Annotated in this window: 17 protein-coding genes and 5 tRNA genes; 1 reads left to right on the plus strand and 21 read right to left on the minus strand. The window is 53.2% G+C overall.

The genetic code is table 11. The annotated features are described in order from the left end of the window. Positions 1–50: 50 nt before the first annotated feature. From rpoB to OWK27_RS10810, 12 genes are all read right to left on the minus strand, one after another. Positions 51–4079: a DNA-directed RNA polymerase subunit beta gene (gene rpoB / locus OWK27_RS10755; protein ID WP_015569976.1), complete on the minus strand. Its 4029-nt coding sequence runs from the start codon at positions 4077–4079 to the stop codon at positions 51–53. A 319-nt stretch (positions 4080–4398) separates the two neighbouring features. Then, positions 4399–4764 (minus strand): 50S ribosomal protein L7/L12, encoded by a 366-nt coding sequence (gene rplL, locus OWK27_RS10760; protein WP_002445276.1) that lies wholly within the window; start codon positions 4762–4764, stop codon positions 4399–4401. A gap of 66 nt (positions 4765–4830) precedes the next feature. Beyond that, a complete protein-coding gene (gene rplJ / locus OWK27_RS10765; RefSeq protein WP_003862338.1) occupies positions 4831–5328 on the minus strand; it encodes a 50S ribosomal protein L10 in 498 nt (165 codons plus the stop codon). A 289-nt stretch (positions 5329–5617) separates the two neighbouring features. Further along, positions 5618–6322 (minus strand): 50S ribosomal protein L1, encoded by a 705-nt coding sequence (gene rplA, locus OWK27_RS10770; protein ID WP_006810530.1) that lies wholly within the window; start codon positions 6320–6322, stop codon positions 5618–5620. Between the two features lie 3 nt (positions 6323–6325). Further along, positions 6326–6754, minus strand: a complete 429-nt coding sequence (gene rplK / locus OWK27_RS10775) for a 50S ribosomal protein L11 (protein ID WP_003862340.1) — start codon at positions 6752–6754, stop codon at positions 6326–6328. Positions 6755–6910: 156 nt separating this feature from the next. Then, positions 6911–7456 carry a transcription termination/antitermination protein NusG gene (nusG, locus tag OWK27_RS10780; RefSeq protein ID WP_003862341.1) on the minus strand — a complete coding sequence of 182 codons (546 nt, stop codon included), beginning with the start codon at positions 7454–7456 and terminating at the stop codon, positions 6911–6913. 1 nt (position 7457) lies between these two features. After that, on the minus strand, positions 7458–7841 hold the full coding sequence (gene secE / locus OWK27_RS10785) for a preprotein translocase subunit SecE (RefSeq protein WP_001275693.1): 384 nt from the start codon (positions 7839–7841) through the stop codon (positions 7458–7460). A gap of 227 nt (positions 7842–8068) precedes the next feature. Next, the gene (gene tuf, locus OWK27_RS10790) at positions 8069–9253 is read right to left on the minus strand and encodes an elongation factor Tu (RefSeq protein ID WP_022651945.1); all 1185 of its coding nucleotides are present in this window, start codon (positions 9251–9253) and stop codon (positions 8069–8071) included. A gap of 119 nt (positions 9254–9372) precedes the next feature. Then, positions 9373–9448 (minus strand) — tRNA-Thr (locus OWK27_RS10795). Positions 9449–9454: 6 nt separating this feature from the next. Then, positions 9455–9529 (minus strand) — tRNA-Gly (locus OWK27_RS10800). A 116-nt stretch (positions 9530–9645) separates the two neighbouring features. Beyond that, positions 9646–9730: transfer RNA gene (locus OWK27_RS10805), tRNA-Tyr, on the minus strand. 8 nt (positions 9731–9738) lie between these two features. Next, a tRNA-Thr gene (locus tag OWK27_RS10810) sits at positions 9739–9814 on the minus strand. A 317-nt stretch (positions 9815–10131) separates the two neighbouring features. Between OWK27_RS10810 and coaA the strand changes: the two genes are divergently transcribed. Beyond that, a complete protein-coding gene (coaA, locus tag OWK27_RS10815; RefSeq protein WP_063868899.1) occupies positions 10132–11082 on the plus strand; it encodes a type I pantothenate kinase in 951 nt (316 codons plus the stop codon). A 42-nt stretch (positions 11083–11124) separates the two neighbouring features. Here coaA and dppF read toward each other — a convergent pair whose 3' ends face one another. From dppF to OWK27_RS10860, 9 genes are all read right to left on the minus strand, one after another. Further along, a complete protein-coding gene (gene dppF / locus OWK27_RS10820) occupies positions 11125–12138 on the minus strand; it encodes a dipeptide ABC transporter ATP-binding subunit DppF (protein WP_176608988.1) in 1014 nt (337 codons plus the stop codon). Then, complete coding sequence (gene dppD, locus OWK27_RS10825) at positions 12135–13118, minus strand: dipeptide ABC transporter ATP-binding protein (RefSeq protein ID WP_148421546.1); 984 nt, start codon at positions 13116–13118, stop codon at positions 12135–12137. Before dppD ends, dppF begins: the two co-directional genes overlap by 4 nt. A 10-nt stretch (positions 13119–13128) precedes the next feature. After that, complete coding sequence (dppC, locus tag OWK27_RS10830; RefSeq protein WP_148421548.1) at positions 13129–14031, minus strand: dipeptide ABC transporter permease DppC; 903 nt, start codon at positions 14029–14031, stop codon at positions 13129–13131. Between the two features lie 9 nt (positions 14032–14040). Continuing rightward, positions 14041–15060: a dipeptide ABC transporter permease DppB gene (gene dppB, locus OWK27_RS10835; protein WP_006810536.1), complete on the minus strand. Its 1020-nt coding sequence runs from the start codon at positions 15058–15060 to the stop codon at positions 14041–14043. Between the two features lie 161 nt (positions 15061–15221). Continuing rightward, entirely contained in the window at positions 15222–16829 is a 1608-nt protein-coding gene (dppA, locus tag OWK27_RS10840; RefSeq protein ID WP_193355334.1) for a dipeptide ABC transporter periplasmic-binding protein DppA, read from the minus strand. Between the two features lie 621 nt (positions 16830–17450). Continuing rightward, a tRNA-Pro gene (locus OWK27_RS10845) sits at positions 17451–17527 on the minus strand. Between the two features lie 92 nt (positions 17528–17619). Then, on the minus strand, positions 17620–19314 hold the full coding sequence (eptB, locus tag OWK27_RS10850; protein ID WP_148421552.1) for a kdo(2)-lipid A phosphoethanolamine 7''-transferase: 1695 nt from the start codon (positions 19312–19314) through the stop codon (positions 17620–17622). Between the two features lie 237 nt (positions 19315–19551). Continuing rightward, positions 19552–20754, minus strand: coding sequence for an MFS transporter (locus OWK27_RS10855; protein ID WP_148421554.1), 1203 nt, complete (start codon positions 20752–20754; stop codon positions 19552–19554). Positions 20755–20992: 238 nt separating this feature from the next. Continuing rightward, positions 20993–21535, minus strand: coding sequence for a lipase (locus tag OWK27_RS10860; RefSeq protein WP_148421556.1), 543 nt, complete (start codon positions 21533–21535; stop codon positions 20993–20995). Positions 21536–21546 lie beyond the last annotated feature (11 nt).

Raw genomic sequence — 21546 nt, forward strand, 5'->3', positions numbered from 1 at the left:
AATCTGGTGTCGGGGGTTAACCCGACACCAGTGACCTGTTTGAGCGAGAATTACTCGTCTTCCAGTTCGATGTTGATACCCAGCGAACGAATCTCTTTCAACAGTACGTTGAAGGATTCCGGCATGCCTGGTTCCATCTGATGGTTGCCGTCTACGATGTTTTTATACATCTTAGTACGACCGTTCACGTCATCAGACTTAACGGTAAGCATTTCCTGCAGGGTGTATGCTGCGCCGTATGCTTCCAGCGCCCACACTTCCATCTCCCCGAAGCGCTGACCACCGAACTGAGCCTTACCACCCAGCGGCTGCTGAGTAACCAGGCTGTAAGAACCGGTAGAACGAGCGTGCATCTTGTCGTCGACCAGGTGGTTCAGTTTCAGCATGTACATGTAACCTACGGTTACCGGACGCTCGAACTGTTCCCCGGTACGGCCGTCAAACAGCGTAATCTGACCAGACGTTGGCAGACCACCCAGCTGCAGCAGCTCTTTGATTTCAGCTTCTTTTGCACCGTCGAATACCGGCGTTGCAATTGGCATACCTTTGCGCAGGTTCTCTGCCAGACGCAGCACTTCTTCATCGCTGAAGGTGTTCAGGTCGACTTTCTGACGCACGTCGGTACCCAGATCGTAGGCACGCTGGATGAATTCGCGCAGTTTCGCGACTTCCTGCTGCTGTTTCAGCATGGCGTTGATCTTGTCGCCGATACCTTTCGCAGCCATACCCAGGTGGGTTTCCAGAATCTGACCGATGTTCATACGAGACGGTACGCCCAGCGGGTTCAGTACGATATCTACCGGCGTACCGTTAGCATCGTGCGGCATATCTTCGATCGGGTTGATCTTAGAGATAACACCCTTGTTACCGTGACGACCTGCCATCTTATCACCAGGCTGAATCTGACGCTTAACGGCCAGATACACCTTAACAATCTTCAGCACGCCTGGTGCCAGATCGTCGCCCTGAGTGATTTTACGGCGTTTCGCTTCGAGTTTTTTCTCGAACTCGTGTTTCAGTTCGTCATACTGCTCAGCCAGCTGTTCCAGCTGATTTTGTTTCTCTTCGTCGGTCAGGCCCAGTTCCAGCCAGCGATCGCGTGGCAGTTTGTCGAGCTTCTCAGCTTCAACGCCACCGGCAACCAGCACCGCATAGATACGGCTGAACAGACCCGCTTCGAGGATCTGCAGTTCTTCAGACAGGTCTTTCTTAGCCTGCTTGAGCTGCATCTCTTCGATTTCCAGCGCACGCTTATCTTTCTCAACGCCATCACGAGTGAAGACCTGAACGTCGATAACCGTACCGGAAACACCGTTTGGTACGCGCAGAGAAGAGTCTTTAACGTCAGACGCTTTCTCACCGAAGATTGCACGCAGCAGTTTCTCTTCTGGCGTCAGCTGGGTTTCACCTTTCGGCGTTACCTTACCAACCAGAATGTCGCCGCCGGTCACTTCCGCACCGATGTAAACAATACCGGATTCATCCAGTTTGGAGAGCGCAGCTTCACCCACGTTAGGGATGTCAGCGGTGATCTCTTCTGGCCCCAGCTTGGTGTCACGGGACACACATGCCAGTTCCTGAATGTGGATGGTGGTGAAACGATCTTCCTGAACCACACGCTCGGAGACGAGGATGGAGTCTTCGAAGTTGTAACCGTTCCACGGCATGAACGCTACGCGCATGTTCTGACCGAGCGCCAGTTCACCGAGGTCGGTGGACGGACCGTCTGCCAGCACGTCGCCGCGCTCAACTGGCTCACCCAGAGATACGCAAGGCATCTGGTTGATACAGGTGTTCTGGTTAGAACGGGTGTATTTGGTCAGGTTGTAGATGTCAATACCTGCTTCACCCGGATACATCTCGTCTTCGTTAACTTTGATAACGATACGGGATGCGTCAACGTACTGAACGGTACCGCCACGCTTAGCAACTGCAGTAACACCGGAGTCAACGGCAACAGCACGTTCCATACCGGTACCAACCAGCGGCTTATCAGCGCGCAGAGTTGGAACGGCCTGACGTTGCATGTTCGCACCCATCAATGCACGGTTGGCGTCATCGTGTTCCAGGAACGGGATCAGGGACGCACCGACGGAAACCACCTGCTGGGTGGAAACGTCCATGTAGTCAACCTGATCGCGGCTGAACAAGCTGGATTCGCCTTTGCTACGGCAGGTAACCAGATCTTCTACAAAGTGGCCTTCGTCATCCAGGTTGGAGTTCGCCTGAGCGATAACGTAGTTGCCTTCTTCGATAGCAGACAGGTAATGAATTTCGTCGGTAACAACACCGTCAGTCACTTTACGGTACGGCGTCTCAAGGAAACCGTATTCGTTTGTCTGTGCGTACACGGACAGGGAGTTGATCAGACCGATGTTTGGACCTTCAGGCGTTTCGATAGGACATACGCGACCGTAGTGCGTCGGGTGTACGTCTCGAACTTCAAAGCCTGCACGTTCACGGGTCAGACCGCCTGGGCCGAGTGCAGAGATACGACGTTTGTGCGTAATCTCAGACAGCGGGTTGTTCTGGTCCATAAACTGAGACAGCTGGCTGGAACCGAAGAACTCTTTCACTGCTGCAGAGATCGGCTTGGCGTTGATCATATCCTGAGGCATCAGGGTATCCAGATCGCCCAGAGACAGACGCTCTTTCACCGCACGCTCTACACGTACCAGGCCAACGCGGAACTGGTTTTCCGCCATTTCGCCTACGGAACGGATACGACGGTTGCCGAGGTGGTCGATATCATCCACTTCGCCTTTACCGTTACGGATATCGATGAGCTTCTTCATCACTTCAATGATGTCGTCTTTGCTCAGGATACCGGAACCTTCGATTTCGTCGCGCAGCAGAGAACGGTTGAACTTCATACGACCAACCGCGGACAGATCGTAGCGGTCTTCGGAGAAGAACAGGTTCTCAAACAGGCTTTCAGCCGCTTCGCGAGTTGGTGGCTCACCAGGACGCATCATGCGGTAGATTTCTACCAGCGCGCTCAGACGATCGTTGGTTGGATCGACGCGTACAGTCTCAGAGATGTACGGACCGTGGTCCAGATCGTTAGTGAACAGCGTTTCGATACGTTTGTGGCCAGACTGGCTCAGCTTAGCCAGCAGATCCAGGCTCAGCTCCATGTTAGCCGGGCAGATCAGCTCGCCAGTTGATTCATCAACGTAATCTTTCGCGGCTACTTTTCCTGCAATGTACTCAACCGGAACTTCGATGTGTTTGATATCATCTTTTTCCAGCTGGCGGATGTGGCGCGCGGTGATACGGCGACCTTTTTCCACATACACTTTGCCGTCGGCTTCGATGTCGAACGACGCGGTCTCACCACGCAGACGTTCCGGCACCAGCTCCATCTGCAGCTTGTTGTCGCGGATTTCAAAGATCACTTTCTCAAAGAACAGGTCCAGGATCTGCTCAGTGGTATAGTTCAGTGCACGCAGAATGATGGTTGCAGGCAGTTTACGACGACGGTCGATACGGACAAACAGGTTGTCTTTCGGATCGAACTCGAAGTCCAGCCATGAACCACGGTAAGGAATGATGCGTGCGTTATACAGTACTTTACCGGAAGAGTGTGTTTTACCTTTATCGCTGTCGAAGAAGACGCCCGGGCTACGATGCAGCTGGGAAACGATAACACGCTCAGTACCGTTGATAACGAAAGTACCGTTGTCCGTCATGAGTGGAATTTCACCCATGTAGACTTCTTGTTCTTTAATGTCTTTTACGGTGCCTTCCGGCGCTTCGCGCTCGTAGATCACCAGACGCAGTTTTACGCGCAGCGGTGCGGAATAGGTCACGCCACGGATCTGACATTCCTGAACGTCAAACACCGGTTCGCCAAGGCGGTAGCTGACGTACTGCAGCTCGGAATTACCGCTGTAGCTCTGAATCGGGAACACGGAACGGAAGGCTGCTTCCAGGCCGTACTGCCCTTCAGGATCTTGCTCGATAAACTTCTGGAACGAGTCAAGCTGGATAGAAAGGAGATATGGAATGTCCAGAACTTGTGGACGTTTACCAAAATCCTTACGAATACGTTTTTTCTCGGTATAGGAGTAAACCATAGGGTTCCTCAGCTCGCTGACAAGTCGACCCATCTGTCCGACGAAGGGACAGTTTGTGCAACACCATTTTGTGGACCGGAAAATTGAATACTTTCCGCAATACCTGTTGCTATCACGCTTAAACCATTTCATTGCGATTTACACAGAGCGAGCACCCTGTCGCAGTATATTAAGTCGTCGATAGAAACAAGCATTGTCAGGACAACCAGCAGTCAAACAGTGTGAAATGCTGCTGATGCCTTACAGCGCAAAAAGGCTGGTGACTAAAAAGTCACCAGCCATCAGCCTAATGACTTAGGCTGCAACCAGAAAAGTTGGCTTATTTAACTTCAACTTCAGCGCCAGCTTCTTCCAGAGATTTTTTCAGTGCTTCTGCGTCGTCTTTGCTCACGCCTTCTTTCAGCGCAGCTGGAGCAGATTCTACCAGGTCTTTAGCTTCTTTCAGACCCAGGCCAGTTGCGCCACGTACTGCTTTGATTACAGCAACTTTGTTCGCGCCAGCAGCTTTCAGAATTACGTCGAATTCAGTTTTTTCTTCAGCAGCTTCAGCCGGGCCAGCAGCTACAGCTACAGCAGCAGCAGCAGAAACACCGAATTTTTCTTCCATTGCAGAAACCAGCTCTACAACGTCCATTACGGACATAGCTGCTACTGCTTCAATGATTTGATCTTTAGTGATAGACATTTAAATTGTTCCTGAAAATCAGAATAAGTTTATACGTAAGCAAATGCTTTATAAAGATAACTGCGATTAAGCAGCTTCTTTCGCATCGCGTACAGCAGCCAGAGTGCGAACCAGTTTGCCAGCCGCAGCTTCTTTCATGGTTGCCATCAGGCGTGCAATTGCTTCTTCGTAGGTCGGCAGGGTTGCCAGGCGATCGATTTGCGATGCCGGGATCAACTCACCTTCAAAGGCTGCAGCTTTGACCTCAAATTTTGCATTCGCTTTCGCGAACTCTTTGAACAGACGAGCAGCAGCGCCCGGGTGTTCCATAGAGTATGCAATCAGGGTCGGACCAACAAACGTGTCTTTCAGGCACTCGAACTGAGTACCTTCAACTACGCGACGCAGCAGGGTGTTACGAACAACACGCATGTATACGCCAGCTTCACGACCTGCTTTACGCAGTTCAGTCATTTTGTCTACAGTAACGCCACGGGAATCCGCAACTACTGCAGACAGCGCGCCTTTGGCTACTTCGCTGACTTCAGCAACAATCGCTTGTTTGTCTTGAAGATTTAAAGCCATTAGCTTTGCTCCTGGATGTTTGCCGGAACTCATGTTCCGGAACTCACTTCACTCAACCCAACGGGAAGAGCGTCTTAATACGGTGAGCAGAAACAAGCCAGAGTATTTAAAATAATCTTAGCGTTCTGTCACCGTCTACGCAGGGGATTAAGTTTCTTGCGAAACACCTGCGGTCTTCGACGGAGGCCTGGATAGGCCAGGCTCCAACGAACAATTCTTTTAGCCGCTAACTTTTGTTAGCAAACGTGGGGGTAATATTGTAGACAAAATCACCGCCCACGTAAAGGCATTAGTTTGCAGCAGCGCTCAGGCCAGCCTGGTCAACTGCAACACCTGCACCCATGGTGGTGGAGATGCTAACTTTCTTGATGTACACGCCTTTAGCCTGAGTTGGTTTTGCTTTTTTCAGCGCAACCAGCAGAGCTTCCAGGTTTTCTTTCAGTTTGTCAGCGTCAAAGTCCACTTTACCGATGGTGGTGTGGATGATGCCGTTTTTGTCGTTACGATAACGAACCTGACCTGCTTTAGCGTTCTTAACCGCTTCAGCAACGTTAGGCGTTACAGTACCAACTTTCGGGTTTGGCATCAGGCCGCGTGGACCCAGAACCTGGCCCAGCTGGCCAACAACGCGCATTGCATCTGGAGATGCAATAACAACGTCAAAGTTCATTTCGCCTTTCTTGATCTGATCAGCCAGATCTTCCATACCTACCAGTTCAGCGCCAGCAGCTTTAGCAGCTTCAGCGTTTGCACCCTGAGCAAATACAGCTACGCGTACGGAACGGCCAGTACCGTGTGGCAGTACAGTTGCGCCACGAACGTTCTGATCGGATTTACGAGCGTCGATGCCCAGGTTAACGGCAACGTCAACGCTTTCAACGAACTTAGCGGTAGCCAGTTCTTTCAGCAGAGCGATAGCTTCGTTGATGTCGTACTGTTTGGTCGCATCAACTTTGTCACGGATCACGGACATGCGCTTGGTCAGTTTAGCCATTTCTTAGTCCTCCACTACCAGGCCCATGGAACGTGCAGTACCTTCGATGGAGCGAGTCATCGCTTCAATGTCGGAACCAGTCATGTCGGCAGCTTTGGTCTGCGCGATTTCCTGCAGCTGAGCGCGGGAAATTTTACCCACTTTGTCTTTGTTCGGCTTACCGGAACCAGACTTGATACCAGCCGCTTTCTTCAGCAGAACTGCTGCTGGAGGGGTCTTGGTAACGAAAGTGAAAGAACGGTCAGCGTAAACAGTGATAACAACTGGAATTGGCAGACCTTTTTCCATGGATTCAGTTTTCGCGTTGAACGCTTTACAGAATTCCATGATGTTCACACCCTGCTGACCCAGAGCTGGACCAACTGGTGGACTTGGGTTCGCCATACCTGCTGCAACCTGCAGCTTGACGTAGGCTTGTACTTTCTTAGCCATTCTAAAATCCTCTGATTGGGTAATAACGCCTCAGAGAGGCTCCCCGTGAATAAAATTCGTTTTACGGGCCGGAACCCATAAAAACAAAAGGCGCGAAATTGTATTCCAATCTCGCGCCCTGTGCAACGATTAAATCGTCGCTTTTTTGATCGCTGCTTAGGCTTTTTCTACCTGGGCAAAGTCCAGCTCTACCGGGGTCGCACGACCGAAGATAGAAACAGAAACTTTCAGGCGGGACTTCTCGTAGTCCACTTCTTCCACAACGCCATTAAAGTCAGCAAACGGACCGTCATTAACACGAACCATTTCACCCGGTTCAAACAGCGTTTTCGGACGCGGCTTATCACCAACCTGCTGGAGGCGGTTCATAATCGCATCAACTTCTTTGTCGCTGATTGGCGCCGGACGGTCAGACGTGCCGCCGATAAAGCCCATCACGCGCGGTACGCTGCGCACCAGGTGCCAGCTCGCGTCGTTCATAACCATCTGAACCAGCACGTAACCCGGGAAGAATTTACGCTCGCTTTTGCGACGTTGGCCGCCACGGATCTCGACCACTTCTTCGGTCGGAACCATAACTTCGCCAAATAATTCTTCCATGTTGTGTAATTTGATATGCTCACGCAGCGACGTTGCTACGCGGCCTTCAAAACCGGAAAACGCCTGAACGACGTACCAGCGCTTTTTAGGGGCTTCAGACATCTCAGAACCTCAGGCCAGTGATAAAGGATACCAGGCGAACCAGAATACCATCCAGTCCCCACAGGATCAGTGACATTACAGCGGTAACCGCCGCTACAATCAGCGTGGTGTGCAATGTTTCCTGGCGAGTCGGCCAAATGACCTTGCGGACTTCGGTACGCGCTTCGCGGGCAAACGCAACGGTCGCTTTGCCTTTTGTCGTCAACAGCGCGACACCACCCGCTGCAGCAATCAGAATTACCACTGCAAGCGCACGTAGCGGCAGCATCATGTCACGATAAAGATAGTTGCCGACAATCGCCACAATCAGCAGCACGGCTACAACTATCCATTTCATCGCTTCCAGGCCGCGCCCGCTCCCTTGAGCTTCGGTATTCGCACTCATAAACCAACCTGTCAGAAGTATTCTACAAACATTTTCACCCCGCGAGCGCGAGGCAAACCAATCGAAATGCTATTCGCTTTTCGTATTATACGCTCTCTGCAGAGCCTGTCTCAGCAATGATTATGACAAAATTAATCACTGATGAGCCAGGTTCTGATGTGAAAGCGTGCAAAAAGGGCATCAAATGATGCCCTTTTATTGCGCATTGCGTCAAATGTTATCAGCGATTAGCCGAGAACTTTAGCAACAACGCCCGCGCCAACGGTACGGCCGCCTTCACGGATTGCGAAACGCAGACCGTCGTCCATCGCGATTGGGTGGATCAGAGTCACAACCATCTTGATGTTGTCGCCTGGCATTACCATCTCTACGCCTTCTGGCAGTTCGATGGTACCGGTCACGTCAGTTGTACGGAAGTAGAACTGTGGACGGTAGCCTTTGAAGAACGGAGTATGACGGCCGCCTTCGTCTTTGGACAGAATGTACACTTCAGATTCGAACTTGGTGTGTGGCTTGATTGAGCCTGGCTTCGCCAGTACCTGACCACGTTCGATTTCTTCACGTTTGATACCACGCAGCAGAACACCTACGTTCTCACCAGCACGGCCTTCGTCCAGCAGTTTGCGGAACATTTCAACGCCAGTACAGGTAGACTTCGCAGTCTCTTTGATACCAACGATTTCAACTTCTTCACCAACTTTGATGATACCGCGCTCTACGCGACCGGTAACAACGGTACCACGACCGGAGATGGAGAATACGTCTTCGATTGGCAGCAGGAATGGCTTGTCAATCGCACGCTCTGGTTCTGGGATGTAAGAATCCAGGTAGCCAGCCAGTTCGATGATTTTCTCTTCCCACTCTGCTTCGCCTTCCAGCGCTTTCAGCGCGGAACCACGAACGATTGGGGTATCGTCGCCTGGGAAATCGTACTGAGACAGCAGTTCACGAACTTCCATCTCTACCAGTTCCAGCAGCTCTTCGTCATCAACCATGTCGCATTTGTTCAGGAACACGATGATGTAAGGAACGCCTACCTGACGACCCAGCAGGATGTGCTCACGGGTCTGAGGCATTGGGCCGTCAGTCGCAGCAACAACCAGGATCGCGCCGTCCATCTGCGCAGCACCGGTGATCATGTTTTTAACATAGTCGGCGTGGCCTGGGCAGTCTACGTGTGCGTAGTGGCGAGTCGGGGTGTCATACTCAACGTGAGAGGTGTTGATGGTGATACCACGAGCTTTTTCTTCTGGTGCGTTATCGATCTGGTCGAAAGCACGAGCAGCACCGCCGTAGGTTTTAGCCAGTACGGTAGTGATTGCAGCGGTCAGCGTTGTTTTACCATGGTCAACGTGGCCGATAGTACCGACGTTAACGTGCGGTTTTGTACGTTCAAACTTTTCTTTAGACATCGATTGTCCCTCTAAGACACGGATAAATCGGTGATATCACCACATCAACCAGGCGAAAATGCCTGAACTGTTGAATACATTTATATTGAAACAGAGAGAAATGGGAGGGAGAAGTGAAGTGGTGCTGATACCCAGAGTCGAACTGGGGACCTCACCCTTACCAAGGGTGCGCTCTACCAACTGAGCCATATCAGCACGTATTGGAGCGGGCAGCGGGAATCGAACCCGCATCATCAGCTTGGAAGGCTGAGGTAATAGCCATTATACGATGCCCGCATCCTGAAACTCGGCTACCCAGTTCTTTCTGTAACAAAAAAAGAGATTTCTCTCTTTTCTGTTCGAGCTGGTCAATTTTTCCAACCAGCTCTGGCGGCTTTGACGCTGCCAGAAAGTGGTGGTGGGGGAAGGATTCGAACCTTCGAAGTCTGTGACGGCAGATTTACAGTCTGCTCCCTTTGGCCGCTCGGGAACCCCACCGGACTTGATGGTGCCGACTACCGGAATCGAACTGGTGACCTACTGATTACAAGTCAGTTGCTCTACCTACTGAGCTAAGTCGGCATCAAGTAGCGCGCATTCTATGGAGACATGCGCGGTCATGCAACTAAAAAATTGCATAAAACGTTCTTTCGCTCACATTTTATGCGAAACCAGTGCTAACCGCTGTAAATTCATCCACTCGCGGTTAAATATTCAACATGAACCTCTGATTTTGACATGCTATAGCCCTGCGTGATGCCTCCCCGGTTACGCATCGCTTTCCCATATTTTTTCTTATTATTCCTCTCATCTGGTGTTAACCTCCTGCCCATTGTCCAAAATTAACTATGTGATGAGCCCGCACCCGCCGTTCCGTGATGGTTCACAGAAGCATGCTTATGAGCAAAAAAGAGCAAACGTTAATGACGCCATATCTTCAGTTTAACCGTAGCCAGTGGGCAGCCCTGCGTGACTCCGTCCCTATGACACTGACGGAAGGTGAAATCGCACGGCTAAAAGGGATAAACGAAGATCTCTCCCTGGAAGAGGTGGCAGAAATCTATCTCCCCCTCTCTCGCTTGCTTAACTTCTATATCAGCTCCAATTTGCGTCGTCAGGCCGTGCTGGAACAGTTCCTTGGCACCAACGGTCAACGTATTCCTTATATCATCAGCATTGCGGGCAGCGTGGCAGTAGGCAAAAGTACCACCGCGCGCGTGCTACAGGCGCTGCTGAGCCGCTGGCCAGAACACCGCAGCGTTGAGCTGATCACCACCGACGGCTTCCTGCATCCCAACGAGGTGTTAAAAGAACGCGGCTTAATGAAGAAGAAGGGCTTCCCGCTCTCCTATGATATGCACCGCCTGGTGAAGTTTGTCTCTGACTTAAAATCGGGCGTGCCGAACGTTACCGCGCCGGTCTACTCGCATCTGATTTACGACCGCATCCCGGACGGCGACAAAACGGTTGTGCAGCCCGATATCCTGATTCTGGAAGGATTAAACGTCCTGCAAAGCGGGATGGACTATCCTCACGATCCGCATCATGTGTTTGTCTCTGACTTCGTCGATTTCTCTATTTATGTCGATGCGCCGGAGGAACTGCTGCAGCGCTGGTACATCAACCGCTTCCTGAAGTTCCGCGAAGGCGCGTTCACCGACCCGGATTCCTATTTCCACAACTACGCCCAGCTCTCTGAAGAAGAGGCTATCAACGTGGCGACCGGACTGTGGAATGAGATCAACTACGTGAACCTGAAAGAGAACATCCTGCCGACGCGCGAACGCGCCAGCCTGATCCTCACCAAGAGTGAGAAACACGCCGTCGATCAGATTCGTTTACGAAAGTAGACGTCAGGCGAAAAAAAACCGGCTCATCGCCGGTTTTTTTCTTTATGCTTGCGGCTTTTCGCCGTTTTCATCCTGATCGACCGCGAAGCAGGCCACCAGTTGACCGCCGTAATCCTTCAGCTGTGGCTGCAGCTGCGTGCACGGGCCAAAGCGGCGACGGCAGCGGGCGTTGAAGGCACATCCCGGCGGCGGATTCAGCGGGCTTGGCAGCTCGCCGGTCAGCTTGATGCGTTCACGACGGTCGTCCGGGTTCAGTCTCGGCGTCGCCGACAGTAGCGCCTGCGTATAGGGATGACGCGGGTTAGTAAAGATCTGGTCTTTAGTCCCCTTCTCCACGCAGCGTCCCAGATACATCACCATTACCTCGTCGGCAATGTGCTCGACGACGGAGAGGTCATGGGAAATGAAAACGTACGACAGCCCAAGATCCTGCTGTAAATCCATCATCAGGTTAAGCACCTGCGCGCGAACGGAGACGTCGAGCGCCGAAACCGGCTCATCGGCAATCACCACGTCCGGGTCAAGCATCAGACCACGGGCGATGGCAATACGCTGACGCTGACCGCCAGAGAACATATGCGGGTAGCGATCGTAATGCTCGGTTTTAAGCCCCACTTTCGCCATCATTGCCAGCGCTTTTTCGCGGCGCTGCGCTTTGCTCAGATTGCTGTTAATCAGCAGCGGTTCTTCCAGAATTTGCCCGACCTTCTTCCGCGGGTTCAGCGAACCGTACGGGTTCTGGAACACAATCTGGATTTTCTGACGACGCAGCTTCTGCGCCTGCGGATCGTGCTTGAGCAGATCCTGCCCCTGATAGTAAAGCTCGCCGCCGGTTGGCGTTTCAATCATCGTCAGCAGACGGCCCAGCGTGGATTTCCCACAGCCAGACTCCCCAACCACCGCCAGCGTTTTACCGCGTTCGAGGCTGAAGGAGACGCCGTCCAGCGCTTTCACCAGGCGCTCAGGGGCAAAAATGCCCTTCTTCACCGGGTAGTGTTTTTTCAGGTCGATAGCCTGCAACAGCGGCTGTTGCGTGGTGGCCTGTTGCGTACTCATAATGTTGGCCTCCCGGCATCATCGAGTGGGTAGTGGCATTTTGACTGTCGACCGTCGGCCAGCAGATTCAGCTCTGGCTCCTCAGCGCGGCATTTGTCCGTCGCGTACGGGCAGCGCGGGTTAAGCAGACAGCCCTGCGGACGGTCGTATTTACCCGGAACCACACCCGGCAGCGACGCCAGACGCGCTTTGTCCTGGGCAAACTCCGGCAGCGCACGCAGCAGCGCCTGCGTATACGGATGACGCGGCGCGCGGAAGATATCGTGCGAACTTCCGGTCTCCACCACCTGGCCCGCGTACATCACGATGATCTTGTGCGCCGCTTCCGCCACCAGCGCCAGATCGTGCGTAATCAGCACCAGCGCCATGTTCTCTTTCTGCTGCAGCTCCAGCAGCAGCTCGATGATTTGCGCCTGGATGGTAACGTCCAGCGCGGTTGTCGGTTCATCGGCTATCAACAGCTTTGGCCGACAGGCGATCGCCATGGCGATCATCACGCGCTGGCTCATCCCGCCTGAAAGCTGATGCGGGTAAACGTCCAGGCGTGACGCCGGATCGGGGATCCCCACCTGCGTCAGCAGATCGATAGCACGCTGGCGGCGGGTTTTCTTATTACCGCCCTGATGCACCTTAATCGCTTCCATAATCTGGAAGCCAACGGTGTAGCACGGGTTCAGGCTGGTCATGGGGTCCTGGAAGATCATTGCCACTTCTGCGCCCACCAGCTGGCGGCGCTGTTTCTCGGAAATGCGCTTCAGATCCTGGCCGTTAAACTCCAGGCTTTCCGCCATCACGCGGCCGGGGTAGTCAATCAGCCCCATGATTGCCAGCGAGCTGACGGATTTACCGGAACCTGACTCTCCAACGATACCGACCACTTCACCCTGATTTACGCTGTAGCTGATTCGGTCCACGGCGCGAAACGGTGTGCCTTCGTCGCCGAAGTGCACGGATAATTTATCTACATTTAATAACGCCATCTCGTGCCTCTTACTGCTTCAGTTTGGGATCAAGTGCATCACGCAGGCCATCACCCATCAGGTTAAATGCCAGCACCGTCAGCAGAATCGCCAGACCCGGGAAGGTGACGACCCACCAGGCGCTTTGCGCGAACTGCAACACGTCGGAGAGCATGGTGCCCCACTCCGGCGTTGGCGGCTGCGCACCCATGCCAAGGAAGCCAAGAGCGGCCATATCGAGAATGGCGTTAGAGAAACCGAGCGACGCCTGAACGATCAGCGGCGCAAGGCAGTTCGGGAAGATATTGATAAACATCTGGCGCATCGCACCGGCACCCGCCACCCGGGACGCGGTGACGTAATCGCGGTTCACTTCCACCAGCACCGCCGCACGGGTTAAACGCACGTAGTGCGGTAGCGCAACAAACGTAAGCGCAAGCGCGGCGTTACCAATCGACGGACCGAAGACCGCCACCAGCACCAGCGCCAGCAGCAGGCTTGGCAGTGCCAGCATAATATCGACGACGCGCATAATGATGTTATCAACGATGCCGCCGAAGTAGCCCGCCACCAGGCCGAGCACGACGCCCATGACCAGCGACAGCACCACGACAAGACAGCCAACCAGCAGCGACAGACGCGCGCCGTACATCAGGCGCGACAGGACATCGCGGCCCACGTCATCGGTGCCCAGCAGGTGGGCAAAGCTGCCCCCGTCCTGCCAGACCGGCGGCACAAGCAGCGCATCGCGGAACTGATCCGCCGGGTTATACGGTGCGAGGAAGTTCGCAAATACCGCAATCAGGATCATGATGGAAACATACGCCAGCCCGACAACCGCGCCTTTGTTGCGCTTGAAGTAGTGCCAGAACTCCTGCATCGGCGTCATAGGTACCGGTGCAGTGACCACGTTATTTTGAGTTACTTGTGACATGATGGCCCCTTACTTCTTATGACGAATACGCGGGTTCACCACGCCGTACAGCAAATCGACCAGCAGGTTGACGAGGATAATCATCGTCGCGACCAGCAGCACACCGCCCTGCACCACCGGATAGTCACGGCGTTGCAGCGCATCAATCAGCCAGCGTCCGAGGCCCGGCCAGGAGAAGATGGTTTCGGTCAGGATCGCCCCCGCCAGCAGCGTGCCCACCTGCAGGCCGATAACGGTGACAACCGGCAGCATGGCGTTACGCAGGGCATGAATGATGATAACGCGCATACGGGTCAGGCCCTTGGCGCGGGCGGTACGAATATAATCTTCGCCCAGCACTTCCAGCATGGAAGAACGGGTCATACGCACGATTACCGCCAGGGGTATGGTGCCCAGCACCATCGCAGGCAGGATCATGTGCGCAACCGCATCAATGAAGTTGCCCTCTTCGCCCCAGATCGCCGTATCAATCAGCATAAAGCCGGTCAGCGGGTTGGTGTCGTCAAGGAAGACCATATCGCTGACGCGACCGGAGACCGGCGTCAGGTTCCACTGCACCGATACCAGCATGATCAGCATCATGCCCCACCAGAAGATAGGCATGGAGTAGCCGGTCAGGGCCAGGCCAACGGCAGTGTGGTCGAAAATAGAGCCACGCTTAACGGCAGCCAGTACGCCAACGGGAATACCCACCGCGGTCGCAAAGATCATGGCGCAGATACCCAGCTCCAGCGTCGCTTTAAAACGCGGCACGAACTCGTCCCACACCGGGAGACGGCTTTTTAGTGAAATCCCTAAATCGCCGTGCAATACGCCCCAGATATAGTGGAGGTACTGCTGCCACATCGGCTTATCAAGGCCGAGTTCAGCCAGCAGTTGCGCATGACGTTCAGGGGAGATACCACGCTCGCCCGCCATAATCATCACCGGGTCACCCGGGATCATATGGACGAAGGCAAAAGTGAGAAGGGTGATACCGATAAACGTCGGGATAACAAGTCCCAGACGTCGGAGGATGAACTGCAACATAACCCGGATTCTCTCTGATGACGCACGCCCAGTGGCGCGACGTCTGTATTGCTCACAAATGTAAATTCCCTCTCCCATCGGGCGAGGGTCAGGGTGAGGGCAAACATGCGCGACCCTCACCCCTGCCCTCTCCTGAAGGGAGAGGGAGAACACCCTACTTATTATTCGATTGATACGTTTTCGAAGTGATGTTTGCCCAGCGGATCAACCACGTAGCCCTTCACTTCTTTACGCACCGGCTCGTACACGGTGGAGTGAGCAACAATCAGCGCCGGAGCCTGGTCGTGCATGACAACCTGCGCCTGCTTGTACAGTTCAATACGTTTGTTGTGATCGTCGGTCGCACGCGCCGGCTGGATCAGGTCTTCAAACGGCTTGTAGCACCAGCGAGAGTAGTTAGAGCCGTCTTTCGCTGCCGCACAGCTGAACAGGGTAGCGAAGAAGTTATCCGGATCCCCATTGTCGCCGGTCCAGCCCATCATTACCGCCTGGTGTTCACCCGCTTTGGCGCGCTTCAGGTACTCGCCCCACTCGTAGGTCACGATCTTGGCCTGAACGCCAATCTTCGCCCAGTCAGCCTGGACCATTTCCGCCATACGGCGTGCGTTCGGGTTGTAAGGACGCTGTACCGGCATTGCCCACAGCTCAACGGTGAAGCCTTTGTCCTGACCCGCTTCCTTCAGCAGCGCTTTCGCTTTCTCAGGATCGTAGGTGTAGTCCTTGATGTCGTCGTTATAGCCCCACATGGTTGGTGGGATCAGGTTCTTGGCCGCAACGCCCGCGCCCTGGTATACGGCTTTGATGATCGCTTCTTTGTTCACCGCGTAGGTCAGCGCCTGACGCACCTTCACGTCGTCGAACGGTTTCTTCTCGGTGTTAAAGGAGAGATAGCCCACGTTCAGGCCCGCCTGCTCCATCAGGTTGATATTTTTGTCCTGCTTCATGCGAGCAATGTCAGCCGGGTTTGGATACGGCATCACCTGGCATTCATTTTTTTGCAGTTTTGCGTAACGCACGGATGCGTCAGGCGTGATGGAGAAGACCAGACGGTCGATCTGCGGCTTGGTGCCCCAGTAGCCCGGGAAGGCTTTATACAGGATACGGGAATCTTTCTGGTACTGAAGCAGCTGGAACGGGCCGGTACCGATTGGGTTCAGGTCCACTTTTTCCGGCGTGCCGGCTTTCAGCATGTTGTCCGCGTACTCTTTAGAGAGAATAGAGGCGAAGTCCATAGCCAGGTCAGCCAGGAATGGCGCTTCCGGACGCGTCAGCACGAACTGAACGGTTTTATCGTCCACTTTTTTCACTTCAGCGATCAGGTCCGGCAGGCCCATCCCTTCGAAGTATTCATAGCTGCCGCCAGACACTTTATGGTACGGGTTCTGCGCGTTTTTCTGACGGTCGAAGGAGAACACAACGTCGTCGGCGTTAAGGTCGCGCGTTGGTTTGAATTCTTTGCTGTCCTGCCACTTCACGCCCTGACGCAGGTGGAAGGTATAGGTTTTACCGTCTTCGCTGATATCCCACTTTTCAGCCAGGCCAGGAATCACTTCCGTGGTGCCGGTTTTAAATTCAACCAGACGGTTATAGATCGGTACAGAGCTTGCGTCGTAAGTCGTACCAGAGGTAAAGAGCTGTGGGTTAAAACCTTCCGGAGAGCCCTCAGAACAGTAAACCAGGGTTTTGGCCTGTACGCTTGCTGCGACGGTCATGGCCACCAGGCTCAGACCAAGCTTCAGCATCCCTGACTTCTTCAAGGAAATACTCATTATTGTGCTCCAATGTGATGTTTTGCTTTGTTGTGTTACGCCGCCTGACCTTTATTTATTTTTTACCCGGTCCGGTCGGTGATGCCCGAAGGCGTTAAAAGGGATAGAGAATCCTTTCAGAAGAGCGTTTGAGTTGCAGCGCAGATCCTCCCTGATATGCCCCTCGTGCCCTACAATCTGTCAACAGAATGTGAAAACGTCAATACAGGTGGCGGGGATTTACGTGGAGTGTGAGAAACCGCAAACAAAGATTAAAAAAACTCTGAAAGCCAGTTTTCAGCAGAGAAATTTATGCTACTCACCATGATGCAGCACAACTATCTTCATATTTCGCAACACACAGTGATTAAGTTTTATTCAGAATGGGTAAATTTTCTTACAGAATGGTGATTATCTGAGCACTAAATACCGCGAACGTTAAAACGCACAGCGAAAAATGCTAAGGTTATCCATAAGCAACGCGAAAAAAGATCAAACTATATATAAAAAAATACAATGGATTATGTCACAAAACCATGAGCAGACAGGGAGAAGCAGGGCTAGGGGGTATTTTAATAAATGGCATGGGATAAGGCGTTAATGCAAAAAGGGCTAACCTTGCGGTTAGCCCTTTTTAGAATGTGGTCGGCGAGAGAGGATTCGAACCTCCGACCCACTGGTCCCAAACCAGTTGCGCTACCAAGCTGCGCTACTCGCCGAATGCGGAGCGCATCTTACTGCTGAGGTGCGCTCCCCGTCAATCCCTTATTTTCAAAAAGCCATTCAACTGGCGATATTCTCGCCAGAGCAGCTACTGCGCGGCTTTTGTGGTGTTATCAGGGAGTTTACACCAGTTATTATTTTCGTTAATCCCGCCGTCTGGCGAGGTATAGCCGAGACAGCCCATAATGGTGTCGTACAGCTCAACGTGACGGCGCGGCACCTTAATCTCTGCCTGCTGTTTCAGATGGGCAAACATTTTGGCTTTGTCAGGGTTTTCCAGATACTTATCCGACATCCACATAATCATCGGTACCCGGAACTGCTCCGGCGGCGCCAGCTTACGCGGCGTACCGTGTAAATGCTCTTTCTCGTTGATGGACTCGCCGTGGTCAGCCGCGTAGATAACGATCGCTTTCTTATCGCGCAGCTGATCTATTACCCTGCTGAGGAAAGTATCCACATACAGCACCGTGTTATCGAAAGCATTTACCAGCTCTTCCTTACTACAGCTGGCATTAATGCTGACACACTCCGGCTGCCACTTCGCATAATCTCGCGTGTAACGCTGGTAATAGCTGTAATGTGATCCTTTGGTATGCAGGATAATCAAATGCTTACCTTTAGGATGACTTTTCAAAGACTGTGACATCTCCTCGAGCAACAGCATATCATCGACGCTCTTTCCACGGTTACGCGGCTCGGCGCCAATCTGTTCGCGGTAGGCGATATTGTCCGCCATGGTGTTGGTGTAGAACCACATCTCGCTTTGCATGGCGAACAGGTCCGAGCTAAAGCCAAGCTGCTTCAGCACAGCAAACACGTTTTGCTCTTTGAGGGTACGCTGCGGGTTTTCGCTCGCACCGCCCTCACGCACAAACATACAGCGCAGCGAGAGCTTCGTGGCGGTATCGCAGGAGTAGCCGCGGTAAGCCACCAGATTCTTTTCCTGCGCCAGCTTCGGCGTGGTGTCGCGGTCATAACCGAGAATGCCCATATGATCCCAGCGCGTCGTTTCGCCGATTACAAAGACCACATACGTATCATCCAGCCCGTCTGCCGGGGCCTGGTAGGTGAATTTTTTGGTCGGGTTGATCAGCGATTTCACATCACTGGACTCGTCCGCCTGCGCCCATGCATACAGGCCTAGCGCCGACAGCCAGTTAGAGGGCAGATACGAGTTGGCGACCACGCCGCCGTAGCTTGGCATATCCACGCCCGTGGCTTTTTCGACATTTCTTTGCTGTTTTTCCATCAGGCGAATCGGTGCCCACACCAGCAGCCCCGCCAGCAGAACAACGACGACGTTGCGGATACGCTGTCCCCGGGTACGCAGCTGGCGTAACAGGGTATAGCGGCAGGTATTACTCCAGATAAAGAAAAGCGGCACCAGGCAGGTCAGAATTGTCCACATGATGAACCCTTGTCCCACCACCTCTTTCGAGAGGTCGATGTCCGTGGTCATCACCGAGGCGACAATACCGTAGCCAATAACTACGTTCATGAAGGTCATGTAATAGCTGGCGGCGGCGGAGATAATCACCACCAGCGAGGCCAGAATTTGCCAGGTACGGCGGCCAAAGAGCGAGAGCAGGCGTAACAGGAAGAATGTCGCGAGGACGGAACCGAACACTTCAATTACGGCAAAAATTCCATTTCTTACGGTGAGGTGCTCGAAGTAACCTTCCACTCTTCTGAACAGCACCGCGCCATTCAGAAATAATCCGATATAGACAGCCAGCATCAAACACAATCTTTGCTGGGTAAGAGACCTAATATATTTCATGCAAACAACCCTGGGGGAAGGGGTATATAGACCCGCCGAATCTCATTGAGAAAGCTGACAGAGTAAGTAGATGCGAGAGAAACCGTTATCAGAAACGTCTACAAGCGCGATAAGTAGACCACAGCGGGAAAGAAAAGTGGCAGCAGAGAATGTGATCGTTGAAGATTTTTACAAAATAACAAGTCCGGAAGCGATGCTGAGATAAAAAAAGAGGCCCTGCGGCCTCTTTTTATCGAATCATGCATGCGCTTCTTTATACGCTTCACGCTGCGGCTGACGAATCGTCGTGGAGAGCGCGAGGGAAATAATCAGCAAGGCAAATATCACGCAGAAGGTCACGTAGAAGCCACCAAACAGCGAGGCAATCAGCGAACCGCAAATACTGCCGATACCAAAGCCGAGATAAATCACGCCGTAGTTTTTTGCCAGGTTATTCAGGCCAAAGAACTCGCTCACCAGCGACGGGAAGACGGTAATGGTGCCGCCAAAGTTAAAGGCCACGCACGCGATTGCCGCAAAGAATGTCGCCTCGTTCAGCGGCGCGAACAGCAGCGCCGCCATGCCCACCAGCGAGATAACCTGCCCCAGCGTAATCACGCGGATACGGGCGATTTTGTCAGACAGAATACCCAGCACCAGGCGACCAGAGAGGTTAGCGATGGAGATCACCGTCACCGCATTCGCCGCCGTCGCTGCATCCAGCTTCACCATTCCCTGCGCGATATCTTTCGCCACGCCAATAACATACAGACCGCTCATGCAGGCCGTCAGGAACATCACCGCCAGCATCCAGTACTGCGGTTTACGCATGGACTGCGCGAGGGTGAAATCATTCTCCACCACGCCGTTAACGCTTTTTACCTCCTGCTGAGGAGCATCTTTCATCAGCGTGGCGCCGAAGAGGATCATGACCAGAACAATCACGCCCCAGATCATAAAGGTTTTCTCAAGCCCTACCGAGGCCAGCAGTTGGGAGTCGATGAATTTAAACCCGAGGCTGCCCAGGCCATATGAACCAATGGCAAAGGCGGAGATGAGCCCTTTACGCTCCGGGAACCACTTCACGCAGTTGGACAGCGTCAGCAGGTAGCCAGCGCCGTCCGCCAGCCCCACCAGCACCCCGGCGCTCAGCCACAGCATCATCAGGTTACTGGAGTGCGCCGTCAGGAAGAAGCCCACGCCCAGCAGGATGCCGGAGGCCATGGTCACGCGCTTCACGCCGAAGCGCTCCTGCAGTTTACCCGCCACGGAGGAGGAAATTGCTAACCCAAGGCTCAGCAGGCCAAAGGAGAACGCCACCTGGCTTATCGGTGCGCCGAGCTTATCGGACAGCGCGCTGTTAAACAGGCTCCAGGTATAGACCGAGCCCAGTGCAAACTGGGTAACGATGGTGCCGAATAGCGTCAGCCAGCGCGTGCGGTTATAGGTTGATGTGTTCATGGCAGTTGTCCTGCAAGAGAAATTAAGGGAATTCGCTGAGGACAACGATACAGAAAACCCTGCAACAGCTGGGGTAAAACGGCATGAGATGCAGGAGAAACGGAATGAAATGCCTGGAATCGGGAATGAATGACCTTGCCGGGAAAGAAAACGCCCAGATGTGAGTGGACACTATCGCCACAAGCCGCGCCATTATTGTATTAAATATGTTACCGCAGCGTTTAAAAAAATAACAACCCTAAAATCTGGCACTCAATCCCAGGGTATATAAATACTCTTCATCGGCCTGCTGGTTATAGCTTATCTTCGCCCAGGGGTGTAAATCACCGTACTGCGTATCGACACGCCACCCCAGCGAGTTAACGCTGGCATGCCAGAGGGGGTCGGTAAGCGACTGCGTGGTGGTTGTATCACCATACGCATTCACCACTACAGGGGCAGAGCCATCATTGCGCCACGCCATGACGGGTCCGGTCGTGAAACGTCCCGCCACGGGAAAATTCCAGCCAACGCTTAAAACGGTTTCCGCATCCGAACCGGATGGGTCGTTCAGGGCAAACCCCGCAGCATTCTGCGAGCGATTAATACGTTCCGCGAGAATATCTTCATAGCGAGGTTGGTGATCGGCGTCCCATGTATAGCGTTCTGTCGTATTACTTTGTGCATCTGAAACGATATATTCCTGTTGCCACGCAAAAGCGGTGTTACAAAAAAACAGGCAGGCTGAGACGCCCACCAGGCCAGAAGCAGCATGGCGACCACTGATTTTTTTTATCATCATCAAAGCGACTC

It is taken from the genome of Enterobacter cloacae complex sp. 2022EL-00788, assembly GCF_026627565.1.
Lineage (GTDB): Bacteria > Pseudomonadota > Gammaproteobacteria > Enterobacterales > Enterobacteriaceae > Enterobacter > Enterobacter pasteurii.